We start from the raw sequence: 19,809 nt of genomic DNA, 5'->3' as shown, positions 1-19,809 counted from the left end.
ACGCCACGATCGTTGTGTGTGAACGTTCCCAAATGATCGATTAAACGGGAGAGATCCATGCCGGACACCACCCCCAGGGGCCTGACCAGGCTCGCCTTCGGCGGTGACTACAACCCCGAGCAGTGGCCGGAAAGCGTCTGGCAGGAGGACGTCCGGCTGATGCGCGAGGCCGGGGTCACGATGGCGAGCGTCGGGATCTTCTCCTGGGCCCTGCTGGAGCCGACCCCGGGGGAGTACGACTTCGGCTGGCTCGACCGGGTCCTGGACCTGCTGCACGAGAACGGCATCCGCGTCGACCTCGGCACCCCCACCGTGGCACCGCCCGCCTGGTTCTACCGCGCCCACCCCGAGGCCCTGCCGGTCACCGCGGAGGGCGTGCGCTACGAGTTCGGCTCCCGCGGCGCCATCTGCCACTCCAACGCCGACTACCGCGCGGCGGCGGCGGACATCACCACCCGCCTCGCCGAGCGCTACGGCGACCACCCGGCCCTCGCCCTGTGGCACGTCCACAACGAGTACGGCGTCCCCGTCTCGGCCTGCTACTGCGACTCCTGCGCCGCCCACTTCCGCCGCTGGCTCGCCGACACCCACGGCACCGTCGACGCGGTCAACGAGGCCTGGGGCACGGCCTTCTGGGGCCAGCACTACACCGACCTGGCGCAGATCAACCCGCCGCGCGTCACGCCGACCGTCGGCAACCCGGGCCAGGCCCTCGACTACAAGCGGTTCACCGACGCCACCATCCGCGAGAACTTCCGCGCCGAGCGCGACATCCTGCACCGCCTCTCGCCCGGCGTCCCGGTGACCACCAACTTCATGACCGCGCTCAGCCAGTGCGACTCCATGGACTACTGGGCCTGGGGCCGCGAGGTCGACCTGGTCACCAACGACCACTACCTGATCACCGACGGCCGCCGCACCCACGTCAACCTCGCGATGGCCGCCGACCTCACCCGATCGGTCGCCGCCGGCGCCCCCTGGCTGCTCCTCGAACACTCCACCTCGGGTGTCAACTGGCAGCCGCGCAATCCGGCCAAGGCGCCCGGCCAGATGGCCCGCAACTCCCTCGCCCACGTGGCCCGCGGCTCCGACGGCGCCCTGTTCTTCCAGTGGCGGCAGTCCCGGCGCGGCGCCGAGAAGTTCCACTCCGCGATGCTCCCGCACGGCGGCACCGAGACCCGGGTGTGGCGCGAGGTCGTCGAACTGGGCGCCTCTCTCGACTCGTTGAGCCAGATCAAGGGCACCCGCACCCAGGCGGACGTCGCCGTCCTGTGGGACTGGCAGTCCTGGTGGGCGCAGAACCTCCAGTGGCGCCCCAGCGAGGACCACGACCCGCGCGAGCGCGCCGACGCCTTCTACGAGGCCCTCTACGACCGCCACCTCACGGTCGACTTCGCCCACCCGGAAAGCGACTTGTCGGCCTATCCCCTTGTCGTCGTACCGGCCCTGTACCTGATGACGGAGGCGGCCGGGAACAACCTCCGCGAGTACGTCGCGAACGGCGGCACCCTCGTCGTCTCGTACTTCTCCGGGATCGTCGACGAGCACGACGCCGTGCACGAGGGCGCCTACCCGGGCACCCTGCGCGAGACCCTCGGCCTCACCGTCGAGGAGTTCTCACCCCTCCTGAAGGACCAGCGGGTGCGGCTGACCGGCCCGGACGGCTCCGAGCTGACCGGCGACGTGTGGACCGAGTTCGTCGTCCCCGGCGCCGCCGAGACCGTCTGGAGCTACGCCGACGGCCTCACCGCCGGCTGCCCGGCGGTCACCCGGCACCAGTTGGGGGAGGGCACCGCCTGGTACGTGTCCACCCGCCTCGACGCCCACGGCCTGGACGCGCTGCTCGGCCGGGCCGCCGAGGACGCCCGGGTCGCGCCCCGCGCCGAACTGCCCCGCGACGTCGAGGTGGTCCGCCGCACCGGCGAGTCCGGCACCTTCCTGTTCGCGATCAACCACACCGCCACCGACGCCAAGGTGCCCCTGGAGGCGCACGGCACCGAACTGCTGACCGGCGAACGCGCCGCGGGCCGGCTCGCGGTCCCCGCGGGCACCGTCCGGGTCGTACGACTCGACGGCTGAGCCCACCGAGACTCCCCTCCGTCCGCGAGTGCCACGAGAGCCGCGGGCGGAGGGGCCCTCCTCCGGCCCCGTCGGAGGACCCCCTCCCCAGTCACGTCGAAGGGACGACGGACGATGATGTTCCATCCCAGACGCACTCTCAGAGCCCTGCTGCTGCCGCTCCTGGCCGGGCTCGCCCTCACCGCCCTCCCCGCCCAGACCGCGCAGGCGGCCAGTACGCTCACCAACGGCGGCTTCGAGTCGGACGGTGCGGGCGTGGCCACGCCCACCGGCTGGTCGGAGTACGGCGACACCGGCGCCTCGTACACCGAGTCCGGCGGCCACAGCGGCAGTTACCGCCTCAGCCACTACTCGGCCGCCGCCTACAAGGTGGAGACGTACCAGTACCTGTCGGGTCTGACCAACGGGAACTACACGCTCACCGCTTGGACCCGCTCCAGCGGCGGGCAGAACTCCGCCTACATATCCCTGAAGAACTGCGGGAGTTCGGAGCAGCGGACCGACCTGCCCGTCTCCACCAGCAGCTGGGTGCGGATCGTCACCTCGATCGCGGTCACCAACAACCAGTGCACGATCAGCATTTACTCCGACGCCAACGCGGGCAACTGGATCAACGTCGACGACGTGACGTTCGCCTCCGGCTCGACGGGCCTGTCGATCAAGGGCGCCGACATCTCGTCACTCGCCAAGAGCGAGGCCAAGGGCGGGGTCTACAAGACCAGTTCCGGCACCACCGGGGACGCGGTCACCATCCTCAAGAACGCCGGGATGAACTACGCGCGCCTGAAGGTCTGGGTCAACCCGGCCGACGGCTACAACGACAAGGCCCACGTCCTGGCCATGGCCAAGCGGATCAAGGCCGCCGGCATGAAGCTGCTGGTCGACTTCCACTACTCGGACACCTGGGCCGACCCGGGCAAGCAGACCAAGCCCGCCGCCTGGGCGAACGACTCCTACAGCCAGCTGAAGACCGACGTGTACAACCACACGTACGACGTCCTGGGCGCGCTGAAGGCTCAGGGCACCACCGCGGACATGGTCCAGATCGGCAACGAGATCAACGGCGGCATGCTCTGGTCCGAGGGCTCCACCGACAACTGGTCCCAGCTCGCCGGCCTGATCAACTCCGGCTACAGCGCGGCCAAGGCGGTCTCCTCCAGCACCCAGGTCGCCCTGCACCTGGCCAACGCCGGCGACGACGCCACCGTCCGCTGGTGGTTCGACAACGCCAAGACCTACGGCATCAACTACGACGTGATCGGGCTGTCGTACTACGGCTACTGGCACGGCTCGCTGGCCGCCGCCCAGACCACCCTGGACGACGTGGCCTCCCGCTATTCCAAGCCGGTCTTCGTCGCCGAGACCGCCTACCCGTTCACCCTCGCCCAGGACGACTCGCTGGAGAACCAGATCGACACCAGCGGCGAACTGGTCACCGGCTACCCGGCCACCGCCGCCGGCCAGCTGGCCTGGATGAACGCCGTCGCGAACATCGTCGAGGCGGTCCCGAACGGCCGTGGCCTCGGCGTCTTCTACTGGGAGGCGACCTGGACCGCCGTGACCGGCAACGGCTGGGACCCGACCGACGCCACCTCCGGCAACGGCTGGGAGAACCAGGCCCTGTTCGGCTACGACGACAAGGCGCTCTCCTCCATGGCGTGGTTCAGCCACCGCTGAACCACCACTGACGGGGGCCCGGCCGTAAGGGGACGGCCGGGCCCCTCCGCCGTGGTCCGTACCCGCTCCGTGGGCAAGTCCCCGACCGGCCGAACTCGTACGGTCGTTCGATCTCGGACAACGCGGCCCGACTCCCTCACGCGGGGGCTTCGGCTGCGGGACAGTGGGAACACACACTGCGAGGAGGCAGGAACGGAGGCCGGTCGGATGCTGAGGAACGCCACGAGCGCAAGCCGTCTGGAGATTCTGGACCTGCTCAAGGATCCGGCGGCCCACTTCCCGCCCCGGCGCCACGCCGACCCCGTCGAGGACGGCGTCACCGTCCGGGCCGTCGCCGCCAGGCTCGGGGTCTCCCGCAAGGTCGCCGGCGCCCATCTGGACCTGCTGGTACGTCTCGGCCTGCTCCGCACCAAGCGCATCCGGCACCGCGTCCACTACCGGCGCGACGAGATCCGGATCGCCGAAGTGGCCCGGATGTTCGAGAAGGGCTGGTGAGAGCGGTTACCCCTGCCACCATGGGACTCATGGACCGACCCACGCGCCTCGTCCCCCTCCACTACGTCGCCGTCGGCGGCCGGGGCCCGGAGGACGTGGTGACCGATCCCGACGGCCGGATCCTGACCGGCGTCGAGGACGGCCGCATCCTGCGTCTGGACGGGCTCGGCGACCCGGACACCGCCCGGGTCCGCACGCTCGCCCGCACCGGCGGCCGCCCGCTCGGACTCGACCTGCTCCCCGACGGCGACCTGCTGGTCTGCGACGCGGAGCGCGGCCTGCTGCGCGTCGGCCTCGCCGACGGCGCCGTGCGCGTCCTCGCCGACACGGTCGAGGGGGAGCCGCTGCGGTTCGCGAGCAACGTGGTCGCCCTGCCCGACGGCACCGTCTACTTCACCGCCTCCAGCCGCCGGTTCCCCCTCGACCAGTGGATCGGCGACATCGTCGAGCACAGCGGCACCGGCCGCCTGCTGCGTCTCGCGCCGGGTGCGCGCACGGCCGAAGTGGCCTGGGAGGGCTTCCAGTTCGCCAACGGGCTGACCGTGAGCGGCGACGGCACCTTCCTGATCGTCGCCGAGACCGGCGGCTACCGCCTCACCCGCTACTGGCTCACCGGCCCGCGGGCCGGCCGCGCCGAGTTCTTCGCCGAGCTGCCCGGCATGCCCGACAACATCTGGCGCGACGGCGACCTCGTCTGGGTCGCCCTCGCGGGCCCGCGCAACCCCCCGCTCGACGTCTTCCACCACAGCCCCCTCGCGGTCCGCCGGGCGGCCGCCCGGGCCGCCGTGCACGCCCCGTACCGCCCCGTCGGCACCGTCGCCGTCCTGGCCCTCGACGACCACGGCCGGGTCGTCCACCACCTCGCCCGCCGCAACTCCGGCTTCCGCATGGTCACCAGCGTCTGCCGGACCGGCCGCCACCTGGTCCTCGGCAGCGTCCGGGAGCCCGGCGTCGCGGTCTGCGCGGCCCCCACCGCGAAGTGACCGCCGGGTACGTCCGGCGGTACCCTGAGGCACCCGTCAGGGGCGGTGCCGAACAGGAGACGTACGACCATGACAGCCCCGGAAGCCGAGAGCCTCCGTGTCCAGCCGGGCCCCCAGCGGCGGCCCGAGTGGCGTGCCCAGGCACCGGTCGTCGCGGTGGTCGCCGCCGGCGGCGCGCTCGGCGCCGTGGCCCGCTACGCCCTCGCCCTGGCCCTGCCCACGGCCGCCGGGGGATTCCCCTGGGCGACCTTCTGGACGAACGTCATCGGCTGCGCGGTGATCGGCGCGTTCCTGGTCCTGATCACCGAAGGACTCCCGGCGCACCGCCTGGTCCGCCCCTTCTTCGGTACCGGCGTCCTCGGCGGCTTCACCACCTTCTCCACCTACGCCGTCGACATCCAGAAACTGGTCGACCACGGCCGGCCCGGCACCGGCCTCGCCTACCTCGCCGCGACCCTGTGCGCGGCCCTCGCGGCGGTGTGGTGCGCCGCGACCGTGACCCGTCGTGTCCTCACCCGGAGGCAGCGATGACGAGACTGACCGGCCGCGCCCTGCGCCTGACCGTCTATATCGGCGAGGACGACATCTGGCACCACAGGCCCCTGTACACGGAGATCGTGCACCGGGCGCACACCGCCGGGCTGGCCGGCGCCAGCGTCTTCCGGGGCATCGAGGGGTTCGGCGCCTCCTCGCGCATCCACACCTCGCGGCTGCTGTCGCTGAGCGAGGACCTGCCGGTCGCGGTCGTCGTCGTGGACACGGAGGAGCGGGTCCGGGCGTTCCTGCCGCAACTCGACGAACTGGTGACCGAGGGGCTCGTGACCCTGGACGACTGTGAGGTCATCAGGTATGTCGGCCGCACGCACGAAACAGGCGACACGGGCAAAACGGACGTGAAGGGTAAGAAGTCGTTGTGAACTGGCTGTTGGTGGTCCTCGGCGCCATGGTCGGTGCTCCGCTCCGCTATCTCACCGACCGCGCCGTCCAGGCCAGGCACGACTCCGTCTTCCCCTGGGGCACCTTCGTGGTGAACGTCACCGGCTGCCTGATCCTGGGCCTGCTGACCGGCGCGGCGACGGCGGGCGCGGCGAGCCCGCACCTCCAGCTGCTCCTCGGCACCGGGCTGTGCGGGGCGCTGACGACGTACTCGACGTTCTCCTACGAGACCCTCCGGCTCACCGAGACCGGCGCCGGGCTCTACGCTGCCGCCAACGTCGTCGCGAGCCTCGTGGCGGGGCTCGGGGCGGCTTTCGCCGGGGTGGCGATCGCCCAGGCCGTGTGGGCCTAGGACTTGCTTCACACCCGCGCACTGTAAGACTGTCTACAGCACTGTCGACCAAACTCTGCAGAACTGGATCCCATGAGCGCCATCTCCGTCGGTCAGGCCGCCGTCCTCGGGGTAGTCGAGGGGGTGACCGAGTTCCTTCCCGTGTCCTCCACCGGTCACCTCAAGATCACCGAGGGGCTCATGAACATCCCCGTCGACGACCAGTCCGTCGTCGGGTTCTCCGCCGTCATCCAGGTCGGGGCCATCGCCGCCGTGCTGGTGTACTTCTTCAAGGACATCAAGCGGATCGTCTCCGCCTGGGGCCGGGGACTGGCCAACAAGAACGAGCGCTACCACCACGACTACAAGTTCGCCTGGTGGGTCATCTACGCGACCATCCCGATCGTCCTGGTCGGCCTCGCCGCCAAGCCGCTGATCGACGGCCCGCTCGCCTCTCTCTGGGTGGTCGCCGGCTCGCTGATCGTGGGCTCCGGCGTGATGTGGGCGGCGGACCAGATGGGCCGCCACAAGCGCGGTGAGGACGACACCTCCTTCAAGGACGCGATGCTGGTCGGCTGCTCGCAGATCCTCGCCCTGCTCTTCCCCGGCTTCTCCCGCTCCGGCGCCACCATGTCCACCGCGCTCATCCTGGACCTGGACCGCGTCGCCGCCACCCGTCTCTCCTTCTTCCTCGGCATCCCGGCCCTGACCGGCGCCGGCATCTACGAGCTCAAGGACGCGCTCGGCGCGGGCGTGGGCGCCGCCCCGCTGGCCGTCGGCACGATCGTCTCCTTCGTGGTCGCCTACGCCTCCATCGCCTGGCTCCTGAAGTTCGTCGCCAAGCACTCCTTCAACGCCTTCGTGATCTACCGGATCGTGATCGGCCTGGCGGTCTTCGGCCTGCTCGCCACGGGCACCATCAACGCCTGACGGCCGCCGTTCCACCGGTCACCGCTCCGCCACGGGGTGTGATGCCTGCATTCAGGCGTCGCACCCCGTGAATGTTTCCTTTCGCGACACCTTGACAGCCTCGTCCCGCAACCCGGAACATCTCACCCGTGAACCTGTCAGACAGCCCGACAGCCGGACAGCCCCCGCGGCGTGTGAGCGCCATGGAAGCGGTACTGGCGCACCTGCGCGCCGCCATCGAGCGCGGCGAGTACGCCGTGGGCGACAAGCTCCCCTCCGAGGCGGAGCTCTGCCGCACCCTGGAGATCAGCAGGCCCGTCCTGCGCGAGGCCCTGCGGGCCCTGCAGACGATGGGCCTGACCGTCTCCAAGACCGGCAAGGGCACCTTCGTGGTCGCGAGCGCCGTCGAGGACCCCACCTTCGGCGACTACGCGGCCAGCGACCTGCTCGAAGTGCGCCGCCACATCGAGATCCCGGTCGCCGGGTACGCGGCGCTGCGCCGCACCCCGGAGAACCTGGACCACCTCGCCCATCTGCTCGACCGCATGGAGCGGGAGACGGACACCACCGCGTGGGTCGCGATGGACACCCTCTTCCACCTGGCCGTGGCCGAGGCCGCCCAGAACCCGGTCTTCCGCCGGGTCATCGAGGAGATCCGGGACGCACTGGCGCGTCAGTCGGCCTTCCTCAACGAACTGGGCGGCCGCCGCGAGCAGTCCAACCGGGAGCACCGGGCCATCGTCGAAGCCCTGATCGACGGTTCCGAACCCGACGCCGTGGACGCCATGAGCCACCACCTCGACCGCGTCGAGACCACCCTCACCCACATCGTGCGCCCCGCGCGCACGGACCAGCACCAGGAAGGCGGAACCGAGGCGTGAGCGAACAGCACCTCAAAGACGAGACGCGCCCCTCGTCCCGTCACGTCGACGCCGGGGACCACGGCTACAGCAAGTCGCTGAAGCACCGGCACGTCAACATGATCGCCATCGGCGGCGCCATCGGCACCGGCCTCTTCCTCGGCGCCGGCGGCCGCCTAGCCGACGCCGGCCCCTCCCTCTTCGTCGCGTACGCGGTCTGCGGCGTCTTCGCGTTCCTCGTCGTGCGCGCCCTCGGCGAACTCGTCCTGTACCGCCCGTCCTCCGGCGCGTTCGTCTCGTACGCCCGGGAGTTCCTGGGCGAGAAGGGCGCCTACACCGCGGGCTGGATGTACTTCCTGAACTGGGCGACCACCGGCATCGCCGACATCACCGCGGTCGCCACCTACACCCACTACTGGGGGATGTTCTCCGACATACCCCAGTGGGTGATCGCCCTCATAGCCCTGGCGGTCGTCCTGACCGTGAACCTGATCTCGGTCAAGATCTTCGGCGAACTGGAGTTCTGGTTCGCGATCGTCAAGGTCAGCGCCCTGGTCGTCTTCATGGTCATCGGCATCTTCCTGCTGGTCACCCAGCACCCCGTGGACGGCACCACCCCCGGCCCGTCCCTGATCACCGACAACGGCGGCATCTTCCCCAACGGCCTGCTGCCCATGCTGCTGATCATCCAGGGCGTCGTCTTCGCCTACGCCTCGGTCGAGCTGGTCGGCGTCGCCGCGGGCGAGACCGAGAACCCCGAGAAGATCATGCCGAAGGCGATCAACTCGATCATGTGGCGGGTGGGCCTGTTCTACGTCGGCTCGGTCGTCCTGCTCTCGATGCTGCTGCCCTGGAACAAGTACACGGCGGGACAGAGCCCCTTCGTCACCGTGCTCTCGCACATCGGCGTCCCGGCGGCCGGCGGCGTGATGAACCTCGTCGTCCTCACCGCGGCCATGTCCTCGCTCAACTCCGGCCTCTACTCCACCGGCCGCATCCTGCGCTCCATGGCCGTCAACGGCTCCGCCCCGAAGTTCACCGCGAAGATGAGCCGCACCCAGGTCCCGTACGGCGGCATCCTGCTCACCAGCGGCATCTGCGTCCTCGGCGTCGGCCTCAACTTCGTGGTCCCCGCCGACGCGTTCGAGATCGTCCTCAACTTCGCGGCGATCGGCATCATCTGCACCTGGGGCATGATCATGCTCTGCCACCTGCTCTTCTGGCGGAAGACCCAGAACGGCGAACTCACCCGCCCCGGCTACCGGTTGCCGGGCTCCCCCTGGACCGAGATCGTGACGCTGGCGTTCCTCGCCGCCGTCCTGGTCCTCATGTACGCCGACGGCGGCGCCGGACGCACCACCGTGCTGTGCCTGCCGCTGATCGTCGCCGCGCTGGTCGCCGGCTGGTACGCCATCCGCGGCCGCCTCGCGCGCACGTCCACCGGATCCGGCGCGTGAACCGCGTACCGGTCCGTCCCACCTCACCCGAGACCAGGCAGTGATGTACAGCAGTTCCCCCGCGGACCCACCCATCGTCCGTGAACCCCTCCACGCCCCCGTCGCCCACCTCATCCGCGGCGGGGTCGTCGAGGGCATCCACTACGGCTCCGTCGTCGTCCTCGGCGCCGACGGCCGGGTCCAGTTCCAGCTCGGCGACATCGAGGCCGCGTTCTACCCGCGCTCGGCCCTCAAGCCCGTCCAGGCCGTCGCCATGCTGCGGGCCGGGCTGCCCCTCGACGGCGACCTGCTCTCGCTGGCCGCCGCCAGCCACTCCGGCGAGGAGCGGCACCTCGCCGGGACCCGGCGGATCCTCGGCCTCGCCGGACTGACCGAGGCCGACCTGCGCAACGTCCCCGACATGCCGTACGGCTCCGCCGTGCGGGACGAGTGGATCCGGGCCGGCCGGCAGCCGTCGCGGCTCGCCCAGAACTGCTCCGGCAAGCATGCGGCGATGCTGTGGACGGCGAAGCTCAACGGGTGGTCCCTGGAGGACTACCTCGATCCGGCGCACCCGTTGCAGCAGGCGATCGCCGAGATCGTCGAGGACCTGACCGGGCAGCGGGTCGCGGCGACGACCGTGGACGGCTGCGGGGCGCCGCTGTTCTCCGTCTCCCTGCACGGGCTGGCGCGGGCGGTCTCGAGGATCGTCGCGGCAGAGCCGGGTACGCCCGAGGCGAAGGTCGCCGACGCGATGCGGGAGCACGCGGAGATGGCGTCCGGGGCGGGGCGTGACGTGGCCGCGCTGATGGCCGCTGTGCCGGGGCTGCTGGCCAAGGACGGCTTCGAGGGCGTCGAGGTGGCCGCGCTGCCGGACGGCCGCGCCGTCGCCGTGAAGATCTCCGACGGGGCGGACCGGGCGCGCGTTCCGGTGGCGGCGGCCGCGCTGGCCCGCGCCGGGGTGGATCCGGGGCTGCTGACCGGGTTCGCCGGGGAGGCGCTGCTCGGCGGTGGCAGGGAGGTCGGGCGGGTGCGGCCTGTTCGCTCCCTGGAGCCGGTTTCGGTTTGCGCCTAAGAGGCTGGGTGGCCATGTCGTGGGCGACTGCGGGTCGTCCGGGGCTGGTCGCGCAGTTCCTCCCCCAGCCTTCGGCCGGGGGTACCCCCAGCGCCCCTGACGGGGCGCTGTAGTTCCGGGCTTGGAAAGTTCACTCCCTCCGAAAGAGGAAATCCCACCCTCATGACCACCACCGTCGTCACCCGAAGCGAACACGACCTGCTCGGCGACCGTGACGTGCCCGCCGACGCCTACTGGGGTGTGCACAGTCTGCGTGCCACCGAGAACTTCCCGATCACCGGTACGCCGATCTCCGCCTACCCGCACCTGATCGACGCCCTCGCCGCGGTCAAGGAGGCCGCCGCTCTCGCCAACGAGGAACTGGGGCTGCTGGCGCCGGAGAAGGCCGCGGCGATCGTCGCGGCCTGCCGGGAGATACGGGCCGGGAAGCTGCACGACCAGTTCGTGGTCGACGTCATCCAGGGCGGAGCCGGGACGTCGACGAACATGAACGCCAACGAGGTCGTCGCCAACCGGGCGCTGGAGTTGATGGGGCATCAGAAGGGCGAGTACCGGTACCTGCACCCGAACGAGGACGTCAACCTCGGTCAGTCGACCAATGACGTCTACCCGACCGCCGTCAAGATCGCGACGGTCTTCGCGGTGCGTGGCCTGCTCAGGGCGATGGCCGTGCTCCAGGACGCCTTCGGCCGCAAGGCCGTCGAGTTCCGCGACGTGCTCAAGATGGGCCGTACGCAGTTGCAGGACGCCGTTCCCATGACGCTCGGGCAGGAGTTCTCCACCTTCGCCGTCATGCTGGACGAGGACCGCAGCCGGCTCGCCGAGGCCGTCGAGCTGATCCACGAGATCAACCTCGGTGCCACGGCGATCGGGACCGGCCTCAACGCGCCCGCCGGCTACGCCGAGTCGGCCCGCCGGCACCTCGCCGAGATCACCGGGCTGCCCCTGGTCACCGCCGCCAACCTGGTGGAGGCGACCCAGGACTGCGGTGCCTTCGTGCAGATGTCCGGCGTGCTCAAGCGGATCGCGGTCAAGCTCTCCAAGAGCTGCAACGACCTGCGGCTGCTGTCGTCCGGGCCGCGGGCGGGGCTCGGCGAGATCAACCTGCCGCCCGTGCAGGCCGGTTCGTCGATCATGCCGGGCAAGGTCAACCCGGTGATCCCCGAGGTCGTCAACCAGGTCGCCTTCGAGGTCATCGGCAACGACGTCGCCATCACGATGGCCGCCGAGGCCGGGCAGCTCCAGCTCAACGCCTTCGAGCCGATCATCCTGCACTCCCTGTCGGAGAGCATCACGCACCTGCGGAACGCCTGCCTGACGCTCGCCGAGCGCTGTGTGGACGGCATCACCGCCAACACCGAGGTGCTGCGGGCCACCGTCGAGAACTCCATCGGCCTGGTCACCGCCCTCAACCCGTACATCGGCTACACGGCGGCCACCGACATCGCCAAGGAGGCCCTCGCCACCGGCCGCGGGGTCGCCGAACTCGTCCTGGAGAAGGGCCTGTTGCCCGCCGAGCGGCTCGCCGGCCTGCTGCGCCCCGAGGTCCTGGCCGGCAGCGGCTCGCCCCTCGCCTGACCTGCGAACACGCACCAGGACCGGTCCGGAGGCACAATGGTGATCATGACAATGACGTCGTCCCAAACCTTCCTGCCGGTCCTGGAGCGCATCGCCGAGGAGATAGCGCGGACGCCGGGTCGCGGCCGTCCCGCCGACTACATCCCGGCGCTCGCGGCCTGCGATCCCCGCAGCTTCGGCATGGCCGTCGCCGAGCTGGACGGCACGGTCTACGGCGTCGGCGACTGGCGGCAGCCGTTCTCCGCGCAGTCCATCACGAAGGTCTTCACCCTCGCCCTCGACCTGGCCCGCGAGGGCGACGAACTCTGGGAACACGTCGGCCGCGAACCCTCCGGCAACCCCTTCAACTCCCTGGTCCAGCTGGAGTACGAGAACGGCATCCCGCGCAACCCCTTCATCAACGCGGGCGCCCTCGTCGTCACCGACCGCCTCCAGACCCGTACCGCGGACGCGGCCGGCGAGCTGCTGGCCTTCCTGCGCGCCGAGAGCGGCAACGCCGACCTGGACTTCGACCGGGAGGTGGCCGCCTCCGAGTCCGAGCACGGCGACCGCAACGCCGCGCTGGCCCATTTCATGGCGTCCTACGGCAACATCGACAACGAGATCCCGGTCCTCCTCGACCAGTACTTCCGCCAGTGCTCCGTCGCCGCCTCCTGCGCCGACCTCGCCCTGGCCACCACGTTCCTGGCCCGCCACGGCATCCGGGCCGACGGCTCCCGCCTGCTGACCAGGAGCCAGGCGAAGCAGGTCAACGCCGTGATGCTGACCTGCGGCACGTACGACGCGGCGGGCGAGTTCGCGTACCGGGTGGGGCTGCCGGGCAAGAGCGGGGTCGGGGGCGGGATCATCGCCGTGGTGCCGGGGCGCTGCACCCTGTGCGTGTGGAGCCCGGGCCTGGACGAGCGGGGCAACTCGGTGGCGGGGGTGGCCGCCCTGGACCGGTTCACGACGCTGACGGGTCTGTCGGTGTTCTAGAGGCCCGGTGCGGGTCGTGCGGCTCGGTCACGGCCTTCGGGACGCCGCACGGAGCTCGGCGTACAACTCCGCCCCGGTCCAGGTGCGCGGGGTGGCCTCCGCCTCGTGCACCAGAGCCGCGAGCCTGGCGTTGGCGCCGGCCCGGTGTCCGTGGCTGCGGGCGACGGCGACGATCTCGCCCTGCAGCGAGTCGATCTCCGTCGCCCGGCCGCGTTGCAGGTCCTCCCACATCGAGGAGCGCGCGTGGGCGTCGATGCGCAGGGAGGCTGCCGCCACCCGGCGGAACAGGGCGTCCGGCAGTCCGAGCACGTACGGGGTCAGGCGGGGCGAGGCCGGCCCGAGGCGGGCGGGGGCGATCCCGGCGGCGCGGTAGGCGGCGAGGGCCTCGCGCTGGCACAGGGCCAGGCAGCGGCGGAACGCCCGTCGGCCGAGCTGGTCGCGCAGCGGCAGCCCGGACAGCGCGTTGACCGCGTTGTTGAGGTTCATCAGCAGTTTGGCGTGCTGCACGGCGGTCATGTCGGTGCGGGCCTCGACGGCCAGGTCCGCGCTGCGCAGGGCCGCGTGCAGGGTGTCGTCGGGCTCGGTCATGAGCGTGCCCGGCATGCCCTGGTGCACGGTGCCCGGTTCGGACTGGACCACGTTGTAGGGCACCATCCCGGCGAGCACGGTGTGTCCCGGCAGGGCGGCGCGCAGGGTGGCGGGGTTGTGCAGCCCGTTCTGGAAGCTGACCACGACGGCGCCGGGAGCGAGGTGGGCGGCGAGGTCCTCGGCGGCGGGCGCGGTGCCGGCGGTCTTCACCGTGACGAGCACGTAGTCGGCGTCGGCCGCGGCCGCGGGCCCGGTGGCGAGGGTCAGCCGGTCGGGTGCGAGGTGCACGGGCGGGCGGCCGGAGGCGGTGAGCGTGAGCCCGCGCTCGCGCAGTACCTGCGTGCCGGACGGCCGGCCGATGAACACCACCTCGTACCCGGCGGCGACGAGGCGGCCGCCGAGATGGCAGCCTATGCTGCCGGCGCCGAGGACGGCGAAACGGGGCTTCGACACGGGTGACCTCCGGTGAATCGGCGGTGGGCCCGGGGTGTTCGCCGGGCGCCGCGGCGGACGCGCGGTCCGCCGGACCCGGCGGAGAGGGAGCCCGGAGGCCGCGTCGGTCACCCTACCGATCTAGGACCGGGTGCCATGTCGTACCGGGCAGCGGGACTCTCGACGCCCTCCCACCCGCATCCGGCCACGGTCCACCACCCACAGGTAACAACCAGGCCCCTCCCAAGAAAACACCTCGTCGCTTTCCGGCCACCCGCAATTGACACGCTGACCCAGTGTTGGCCATGGCTTTCCCCGTCGATCTACGCCGCTGCCAGGTACTCGGACTGGCCGGCACCGCCTTCCTCGCCCTGGGAGGTGAGACAGCCGGTGCCCTGCCCGTGGAGGATCTGCTCGCGCCCAGCTCCGTACAGGCGGCGTTCGGCCTGGTCGGCGTCTACTTCGGCGTCGTGCTGCTGATCGCGGCATGGCTGCTGCTGGGGCGCCTCGTGCGCGGTTCCGAACCGCCCACCCCGCGACAGCTGTTGCTGGTCCTAGCCGTCTGGGCGGCCCCGCTGCTGCTGGCGCCGCCGCTGTTCAGCCGGGACGTGTACAGCTACCTCGCGCAGGGCGCGATGGTCGACGCGCACATGGACGTCTACACGTCGGGACCCGCCCAGCTCGGCGGCCCGCTGGCCGACGAGGTCGCGCCGGTCTGGCAGAACACCGCGGCCCCGTACGGACCCGCGTTCATGGGCGTGGCCTCGCTGCTGTCCGGGCTGACCCGGGGCGAACTCCCGGCCGGGCTCTTCGGGATGCGGCTGGTCGCCCTGCTCGGCGTCGGCCTGATGGCGGCCGCGCTGCCCCGGCTCGCCCGGCACAGCGGCGCCGACCCGGCCGCCGCGCTCTGGCTCGGCGCCCTCAACCCGCTGGTGCTGCTGCACCTGGTCGCGGGCGCCCACAACGACGCGATCATGCTCGGTCTGCTGGGCCTCGGCCTGGTCGCGGCGCTCGGCCGCTGGCCGGTCCTGGGAGCCGTACTGGTCACGCTTGCGGCGCTGGTGAAGGCGCCCGCGGCGCTCGGTCTGCTCGCGGTGATCGTCGTACAGGCGCGCAAGGGCCGCAGTCCCGTACGGGCCACCCTGACGACGGCGATCGCCTCCGGGGCGACGACGGTGGTGGCGACCGCCGTCGCCGGGACGGGGTACGGGTGGATAAGGGCGCTCGACACGCCCGTGTCCCCGCACAACTGGGCGCTCAGCAGCCTGCTCGGCCGGGCCACCGGCCGGATCCTCGAACACTTCGGCAGCGATCTGGCACCGCTCGCCGTCCCGGCCTGGCATCTGCTCGGGCTGGCGCTCACCGCGGTGACCGTGCTGCTGATATGGGTCCGGCTGCGGCCCCGCCCGGTCTACGCCCTCGGCCTGAGCCTGGCCGCGGTCGCCGCGTTCGGGCCGGCGATCCGCCCCTGGTACGCCATCTGGGGCCTGTTCCTGATAGCGGCGGCGGCGCCCAGCACCTCGGTACGGCACCGGGTGGCGGCCGTCACCGGCGTGCTCGCCCTCGCCGTGCTGCCGAGCGGCGGCCCGGCCGACATCGGCCAGCTGGTCCTCGCCGTCTCCGGCGGGGTGCTCGGCGTGGTCGTGCTGTGGCAGGCCCACCAGGCCGCGCAGGCCCCGGCCGTGGGACGTACGGCATGAGAGGCCCGATGCGACCGCGGACCGACCGGGGCAGGCTGCTGCTCGTCCTGGTCCTCGTCGCCGCCGTGACCGCGTTCACGGCCACCGTGCCGCTGCTGCGCGACTGGTTCGACCTGCGCGTGTACTACGGCACCGTGCACACCTGGGTGCACCACGGCGGGCGGATCTACGACTACCGGGTGCCCGGGACGGAGTACGGGTTCACCTACCCGCCGTTCGCGGCCGTCGGCATGCTGCCCATGGCGCTGGTGGGGCTGCATCTCGCCATCGCGGCCTCGCTGCTGCTGAACCTGGCCGCGCTGGCGTTCGTGCTGCGCATCCTGGCCGGTCCCGGCTGGCGGCGCTGGGGCTGGTACCGGTGGGCGCTGGCGCTGTGTGGGCTGGCGCTGTTCGAGCCGCTGCGGGACACCTTCAGCTTCGGCCAGGTGAACCTGATCCTGCTCGCCCTGGTGCTCGCGGACTGCTGTCTGCTGCGCAGCGGGCGGGGCCGCTGGGCCGGGGTCGGCATCGGGCTCGCCGCCGCGATCAAGCTCACGCCGGCCCTGTTCATCTTCATGCTGCTGATCGGCCGCAAGTGGCGGGCGGCCGGTGTCGCCACGGCCGTGGCGCTCGCCGCGACCGGGCTCGCGGCCTGGGCCGACCCGAGGGCGTCCCGGTTCTACTGGACCCAGGCGCTCTGGGACACCAGCCGGGTCGGCCGGCTCGACTACGTCTCCAACCAGTCGCTGCAGGGCGTGCTGGCCCGGCTCGGCCATCCGGACAAGCCGCTGTGGGCGATCGCGGTGCTGCTCACGCTGGCCGTGTGGGCGTGGCGGACCCGCAAGGCCGTGGCGGCCGGCGACTGGACGGCCGCCTTCGCGCTCACCGGCCTGGCCGCCTGCCTGGTCAGCCCGATCACCTGGGTGCACCACCTGGTGTGGGTGCTGCCGTCGTTCGTGCTGCTGGCGCGTGCCGGGCGCCCGCGGACCGCGGGTGCCCTCTACGCGATGATGTGCACCAGTGTGGTGTGGCTGTGGTTCGACGACGCGTCCGGCATCGACGGGTTCCTCGGCAGCAACATCTACACCTGGATCACGCTGGGGCTGCTCCTGGGACTGCCGGTCGGTCAGTCCCGGCCGGAGCGTTCGCCCCTGAGCCGCATCGCCAGGGTGACGGCGCCCGCGCCGAGCACCGCCAGCCCCGCGACGACGGCGGTCTCCGACCAGTCGGAGTCGTCGTCGGGTGCCGTGGCCGCCGCCATCGGTACGGTGCTCGGGCCCGGCCGGGGCCGCGGCCTGGCCCGCAGAGCGTCCAGCGAGCCCACCGGGTCGACCCGTCCGGCCGCCCCGAAACCCCAGTCGAGCAGCTGACGGGCCTCGTCGTACACGCCGCCGTCCTGAGGGTTCATCACCGTCACGAGGAGGGTGTGCCCGCCGCGCCGGGCGGCGGCGACGAGGGTGTTGCCGGCGTTGCTGGTGTAGCCGTTCTTGATGCCGATCAGGCCGGGATACCGCCCCACACCGTCCGCGCCGGTCAGCAGCCGGTTGGTGTTCTCGATGCCGAACGACCAGCCGGCACCGTCGGGGAAGCGGGCCTCGGCGGTCGAGCAGTACCGCGCGAAGTCGGCGTTGCGCAGCCCCTCCCGGCCGAACACCGCCAGGTCGAACGCGGAGGAGACCTGTCCCGGCGCGTCGTAGCCGTCGGGGGACTCGACGTGGGTGTCCAGGGCGCCCAGGGCACGGGCGTTGGCCTGCATCCGGGTGGCGGTGCGCCGCCAGCCCCCGTCGAGCGCGGCGAGGACGTGCACGGCGTCGTTGCCGGAGCTGAGGAAGACCCCGCGCCACAGGTCGGCCACCTGGTAGGTGTGGCCCGCCTCGACCCCGACCACGCTGCTGTCCTCGGGGACGTCCGCCAGTTCCCTCGACGTCACGCGGTGCGGGAGGTCGGCGGGCAGGACGGGCAGCACGGTGAGCGCGAACAGGGTCTTGAGGGTGCTGGCCGGTGGCAGCCGGCGGTGTGCGTGGCTGGCCGCCAGCACCTGGCCGGTGTCCGCGTCGGCGACCAGCCAGGAGAGCGCGGAGAGGTCCGGGAGCGCCGGGGCACCGGGGTGCGGCCGCACCTGGGTGCCGGAGCGGTAGAGCAGCGACGGTCCGGGCACCACCGCCCTCGGGGGCGGGGCCGGGTCGAGCGCCGCGGTGCCGGCGGTGGCCGCGCCGGGCGCCAGCGCCAGCAGGCCCGCCAGGCAGACGGAGCAGGTCGTCACCGCCGCTCGCCGAGGGAATCGGTCAGAGAATCCGATCGTCATATGATCAACGTAGGAACGGGGGCGGTGTCCGGCGCGCTGCCAGGGCCGGTCGGAGGCGGGGAGCACCCGGATGCCGCACGCCCGGCCCGGTGCGCACCCGTGGGCGGGGCTGCCGGGCTCAGCCGGCCGGCAGGGTCGGCTGCACGCGCCGCAGGAAGGCCGCGTTGTCCGGGGTCTCCCGCAGCCGCTCCAGGAGCGTCTCCAGACCGCCCGGAGCGCCCTCCCGGCTCTGCAGGGCCCGGCGCAGCCCGCGGACGGCGGTCAACTCGGCCGGGGTGAGCAGGAGTTCCTCGCGGCGGGTACCGGACGGGGCGATGTCCACGGCCGGGAAGACCCGGCGGGCGGCCGTCTCGCGGTCCAGCCGCAGCTCCATGTTGCCGGTGCTCTTCAGCTCCTCGAAGAAGTAGCCGTCGGCCCGGGAGCCGGTGTCCACCAGGACGGTGGCGAGGATGGTGAGCGAGCCGCCCTCCTCGGCCTTGCGGGCGGCGCCGAAGAACCGCTTCGGGCCGAGCAGCGCACCGGCGTCGACACCGCCGCTGAGGGTACGGCCGTTGGAGGCGGCCGCGTTGTTGTGGGCCCGGCACAGCCGGGTCAGGGAGTCGAGCAGGATGACGACGTCCCGGCCGTCCTCGACGAGCCGCTTGGCGCGCTCGACGACGAGTTCGGCCAGCGCGATGTGCTCCTTGGCGGGCCGGTCGAAGGTGGAGGCGTACACCTCGCCGCGCACCGAGCGCCGCATGTCGGTGACTTCCTCCGGGCGCTCGTCGAGCAGCAGCACCATGAGGTGGCACTCCGGGTGGTTGCCGGCGACGGCGGCCGCGAACTGCTGGAGCAGCACGGTCTTGCCGGTCTTCGGCGGGGCCACGATCAGCCCGCGCTGCCCCTTGCCGACCGGCGCGAGCAGGTCGGTGACCCGTCCGGCGAGCCCGGCGGCGGGGTGTTCGAGGCGGATCCGCTCGTGCGGGTGCAGCGGGGTCAGGTCGCGGAAGTGACGGCGGCCGCGCAGCTCGTCGGGCGTACGGCCGTTGACGCGCGTGATCCCGGTCAGCGTGCGCCGGTCGCCGCGGACGCCCTCGACGAGGTCGCCCTTGCGCAGGCCGTGACGGCGGATCAGCGCCGGGGAGACCTGCGGGTCGGCGGGGGAGGCCAGGCAGTCCGGGGCCCGCAGCTGCCCCTTCCCGCCCGCGTCGATGTCGAGGACACCGGTGACCGGCCGGGCGGCGGGCCGGTCCTGCTGCTGTACAGGGGGTTCGAGTGTGGTGGTCATGAGAGGTGGTCCTTTCGCGGACGGAAGACATGAGTGAAGGGGGAGTGGGCCGCGAGCGGGAGGCATGTGCGCAGGCCTCCGTGCGGCGCGGAACGGCACCTCGGAAACGGCGGAGAAGCCCTGGTCACGAGGTGGTGCTGAGAAGCCGGCGGGCCGGTCGGGAAGCGACGGGCGATGCGGCTGGGGGAGTGGAACCGGCACTCG

At 71.9% G+C, this 19,809-nt stretch carries 17 protein-coding genes and 1 pseudogene; 15 read left to right on the top strand and 3 right to left on the bottom strand.

The window, feature by feature from the left end; all coding sequences use genetic code 11:
- Positions 1-57: 57 nt before the first annotated feature.
- From ACFZB3_RS28535 to ACFZB3_RS28475, 13 genes are all read left to right on the top strand, one after another.
- A complete protein-coding gene (locus ACFZB3_RS28535) occupies positions 58-2,079 on the top strand; it encodes a beta-galactosidase (RefSeq protein ID WP_391380061.1) in 2,022 nt (673 codons plus the stop codon).
- A gap of 117 nt (positions 2,080-2,196) precedes the next feature.
- The gene (locus ACFZB3_RS28530) at positions 2,197-3,756 is read left to right on the top strand and encodes a glycosyl hydrolase 53 family protein (protein WP_391380637.1); all 1,560 of its coding nucleotides are present in this window, start codon (positions 2,197-2,199) and stop codon (positions 3,754-3,756) included.
- 207 nt (positions 3,757-3,963) lie between these two features.
- Positions 3,964-4,251: an ArsR family transcriptional regulator gene (locus ACFZB3_RS28525; RefSeq protein WP_391380059.1), complete on the top strand. Its 288-nt coding sequence runs from the start codon at positions 3,964-3,966 to the stop codon at positions 4,249-4,251.
- Positions 4,252-4,280: 29 nt separating this feature from the next.
- Positions 4,281-5,234, top strand: coding sequence for an SMP-30/gluconolactonase/LRE family protein (locus tag ACFZB3_RS28520; protein ID WP_391380057.1), 954 nt, complete (start codon positions 4,281-4,283; stop codon positions 5,232-5,234).
- Positions 5,235-5,303: 69 nt separating this feature from the next.
- Positions 5,304-5,765, top strand: coding sequence for a fluoride efflux transporter CrcB (gene crcB, locus ACFZB3_RS28515; RefSeq protein WP_391380054.1), 462 nt, complete (start codon positions 5,304-5,306; stop codon positions 5,763-5,765).
- Complete coding sequence (locus ACFZB3_RS28510; RefSeq protein WP_391380052.1) at positions 5,762-6,151, top strand: DUF190 domain-containing protein; 390 nt, start codon at positions 5,762-5,764, stop codon at positions 6,149-6,151. Before crcB (ACFZB3_RS28515) ends, ACFZB3_RS28510 begins: the two co-directional genes overlap by 4 nt.
- On the top strand, positions 6,148-6,522 hold the full coding sequence (gene crcB / locus ACFZB3_RS28505) for a fluoride efflux transporter CrcB (RefSeq protein WP_391380050.1): 375 nt from the start codon (positions 6,148-6,150) through the stop codon (positions 6,520-6,522). The genes ACFZB3_RS28510 and crcB (ACFZB3_RS28505) overlap by 4 nt, the downstream gene beginning before the upstream one ends.
- 72 nt (positions 6,523-6,594) lie before the next feature.
- Positions 6,595-7,431: an undecaprenyl-diphosphate phosphatase gene (locus ACFZB3_RS28500; RefSeq protein ID WP_391380047.1), complete on the top strand. Its 837-nt coding sequence runs from the start codon at positions 6,595-6,597 to the stop codon at positions 7,429-7,431.
- A gap of 182 nt (positions 7,432-7,613) precedes the next feature.
- Positions 7,614-8,291 carry a FadR/GntR family transcriptional regulator gene (locus ACFZB3_RS28495; RefSeq protein ID WP_362580114.1) on the top strand — a complete coding sequence of 226 codons (678 nt, stop codon included), beginning with the start codon at positions 7,614-7,616 and terminating at the stop codon, positions 8,289-8,291.
- Positions 8,288-9,727, top strand: a complete 1,440-nt coding sequence (locus ACFZB3_RS28490) for an amino acid permease (protein ID WP_391380045.1) — start codon at positions 8,288-8,290, stop codon at positions 9,725-9,727. Before ACFZB3_RS28495 ends, ACFZB3_RS28490 begins: the two co-directional genes overlap by 4 nt.
- A gap of 43 nt (positions 9,728-9,770) precedes the next feature.
- Entirely contained in the window at positions 9,771-10,781 is a 1,011-nt protein-coding gene (locus ACFZB3_RS28485) for an asparaginase (protein WP_391380043.1), read from the top strand.
- 162 nt (positions 10,782-10,943) lie between these two features.
- Positions 10,944-12,359 carry an aspartate ammonia-lyase gene (gene aspA / locus ACFZB3_RS28480; protein ID WP_391380041.1) on the top strand — a complete coding sequence of 472 codons (1,416 nt, stop codon included), beginning with the start codon at positions 10,944-10,946 and terminating at the stop codon, positions 12,357-12,359.
- A gap of 36 nt (positions 12,360-12,395) precedes the next feature.
- Positions 12,396-13,334, top strand: coding sequence for a glutaminase (locus ACFZB3_RS28475; RefSeq protein WP_391380040.1), 939 nt, complete (start codon positions 12,396-12,398; stop codon positions 13,332-13,334).
- A gap of 27 nt (positions 13,335-13,361) precedes the next feature.
- Here ACFZB3_RS28475 and ACFZB3_RS28470 read toward each other — a convergent pair whose 3' ends face one another.
- Positions 13,362-14,375, bottom strand: coding sequence for a 2-dehydropantoate 2-reductase (locus ACFZB3_RS28470; protein WP_391380037.1), 1,014 nt, complete (start codon positions 14,373-14,375; stop codon positions 13,362-13,364).
- A gap of 284 nt (positions 14,376-14,659) precedes the next feature.
- Here ACFZB3_RS28470 and mptB point away from each other — a divergent pair, with 284 nt between their 5' ends.
- Positions 14,660-16,054, top strand: a complete 1,395-nt coding sequence (gene mptB / locus ACFZB3_RS28465; RefSeq protein ID WP_391380036.1) for a polyprenol phosphomannose-dependent alpha 1,6 mannosyltransferase MptB — start codon at positions 14,660-14,662, stop codon at positions 16,052-16,054.
- An 8-nt stretch (positions 16,055-16,062) separates the two neighbouring features.
- Positions 16,063-17,403, top strand: coding sequence for a glycosyltransferase 87 family protein (locus ACFZB3_RS28460; protein ID WP_391380034.1), 1,341 nt, complete (start codon positions 16,063-16,065; stop codon positions 17,401-17,403).
- 89 nt (positions 17,404-17,492) lie between these two features.
- Here the strand turns inward: ACFZB3_RS28460 and ACFZB3_RS28455 are convergent.
- Both ACFZB3_RS28455 and rho read right to left on the bottom strand, forming a co-directional pair.
- A pseudogene (locus ACFZB3_RS28455) lies at positions 17,493-18,338 on the bottom strand (D-alanyl-D-alanine carboxypeptidase family protein); the annotation flags it as partial.
- Between the two features lie 118 nt (positions 18,339-18,456).
- A complete protein-coding gene (gene rho / locus ACFZB3_RS28450; protein WP_391380033.1) occupies positions 18,457-19,605 on the bottom strand; it encodes a transcription termination factor Rho in 1,149 nt (382 codons plus the stop codon).
- Positions 19,606-19,809: the final 204 nt, after the last annotated feature.

This window comes from Streptomyces sp. NPDC008092 (assembly GCF_042957285.1).
Lineage (GTDB): Bacteria > Actinomycetota > Actinomycetes > Streptomycetales > Streptomycetaceae > Streptomyces.
Note: the sequence above shows the minus strand (reverse complement) of the source record. Positions and strands in the feature narration are given on the sequence as shown.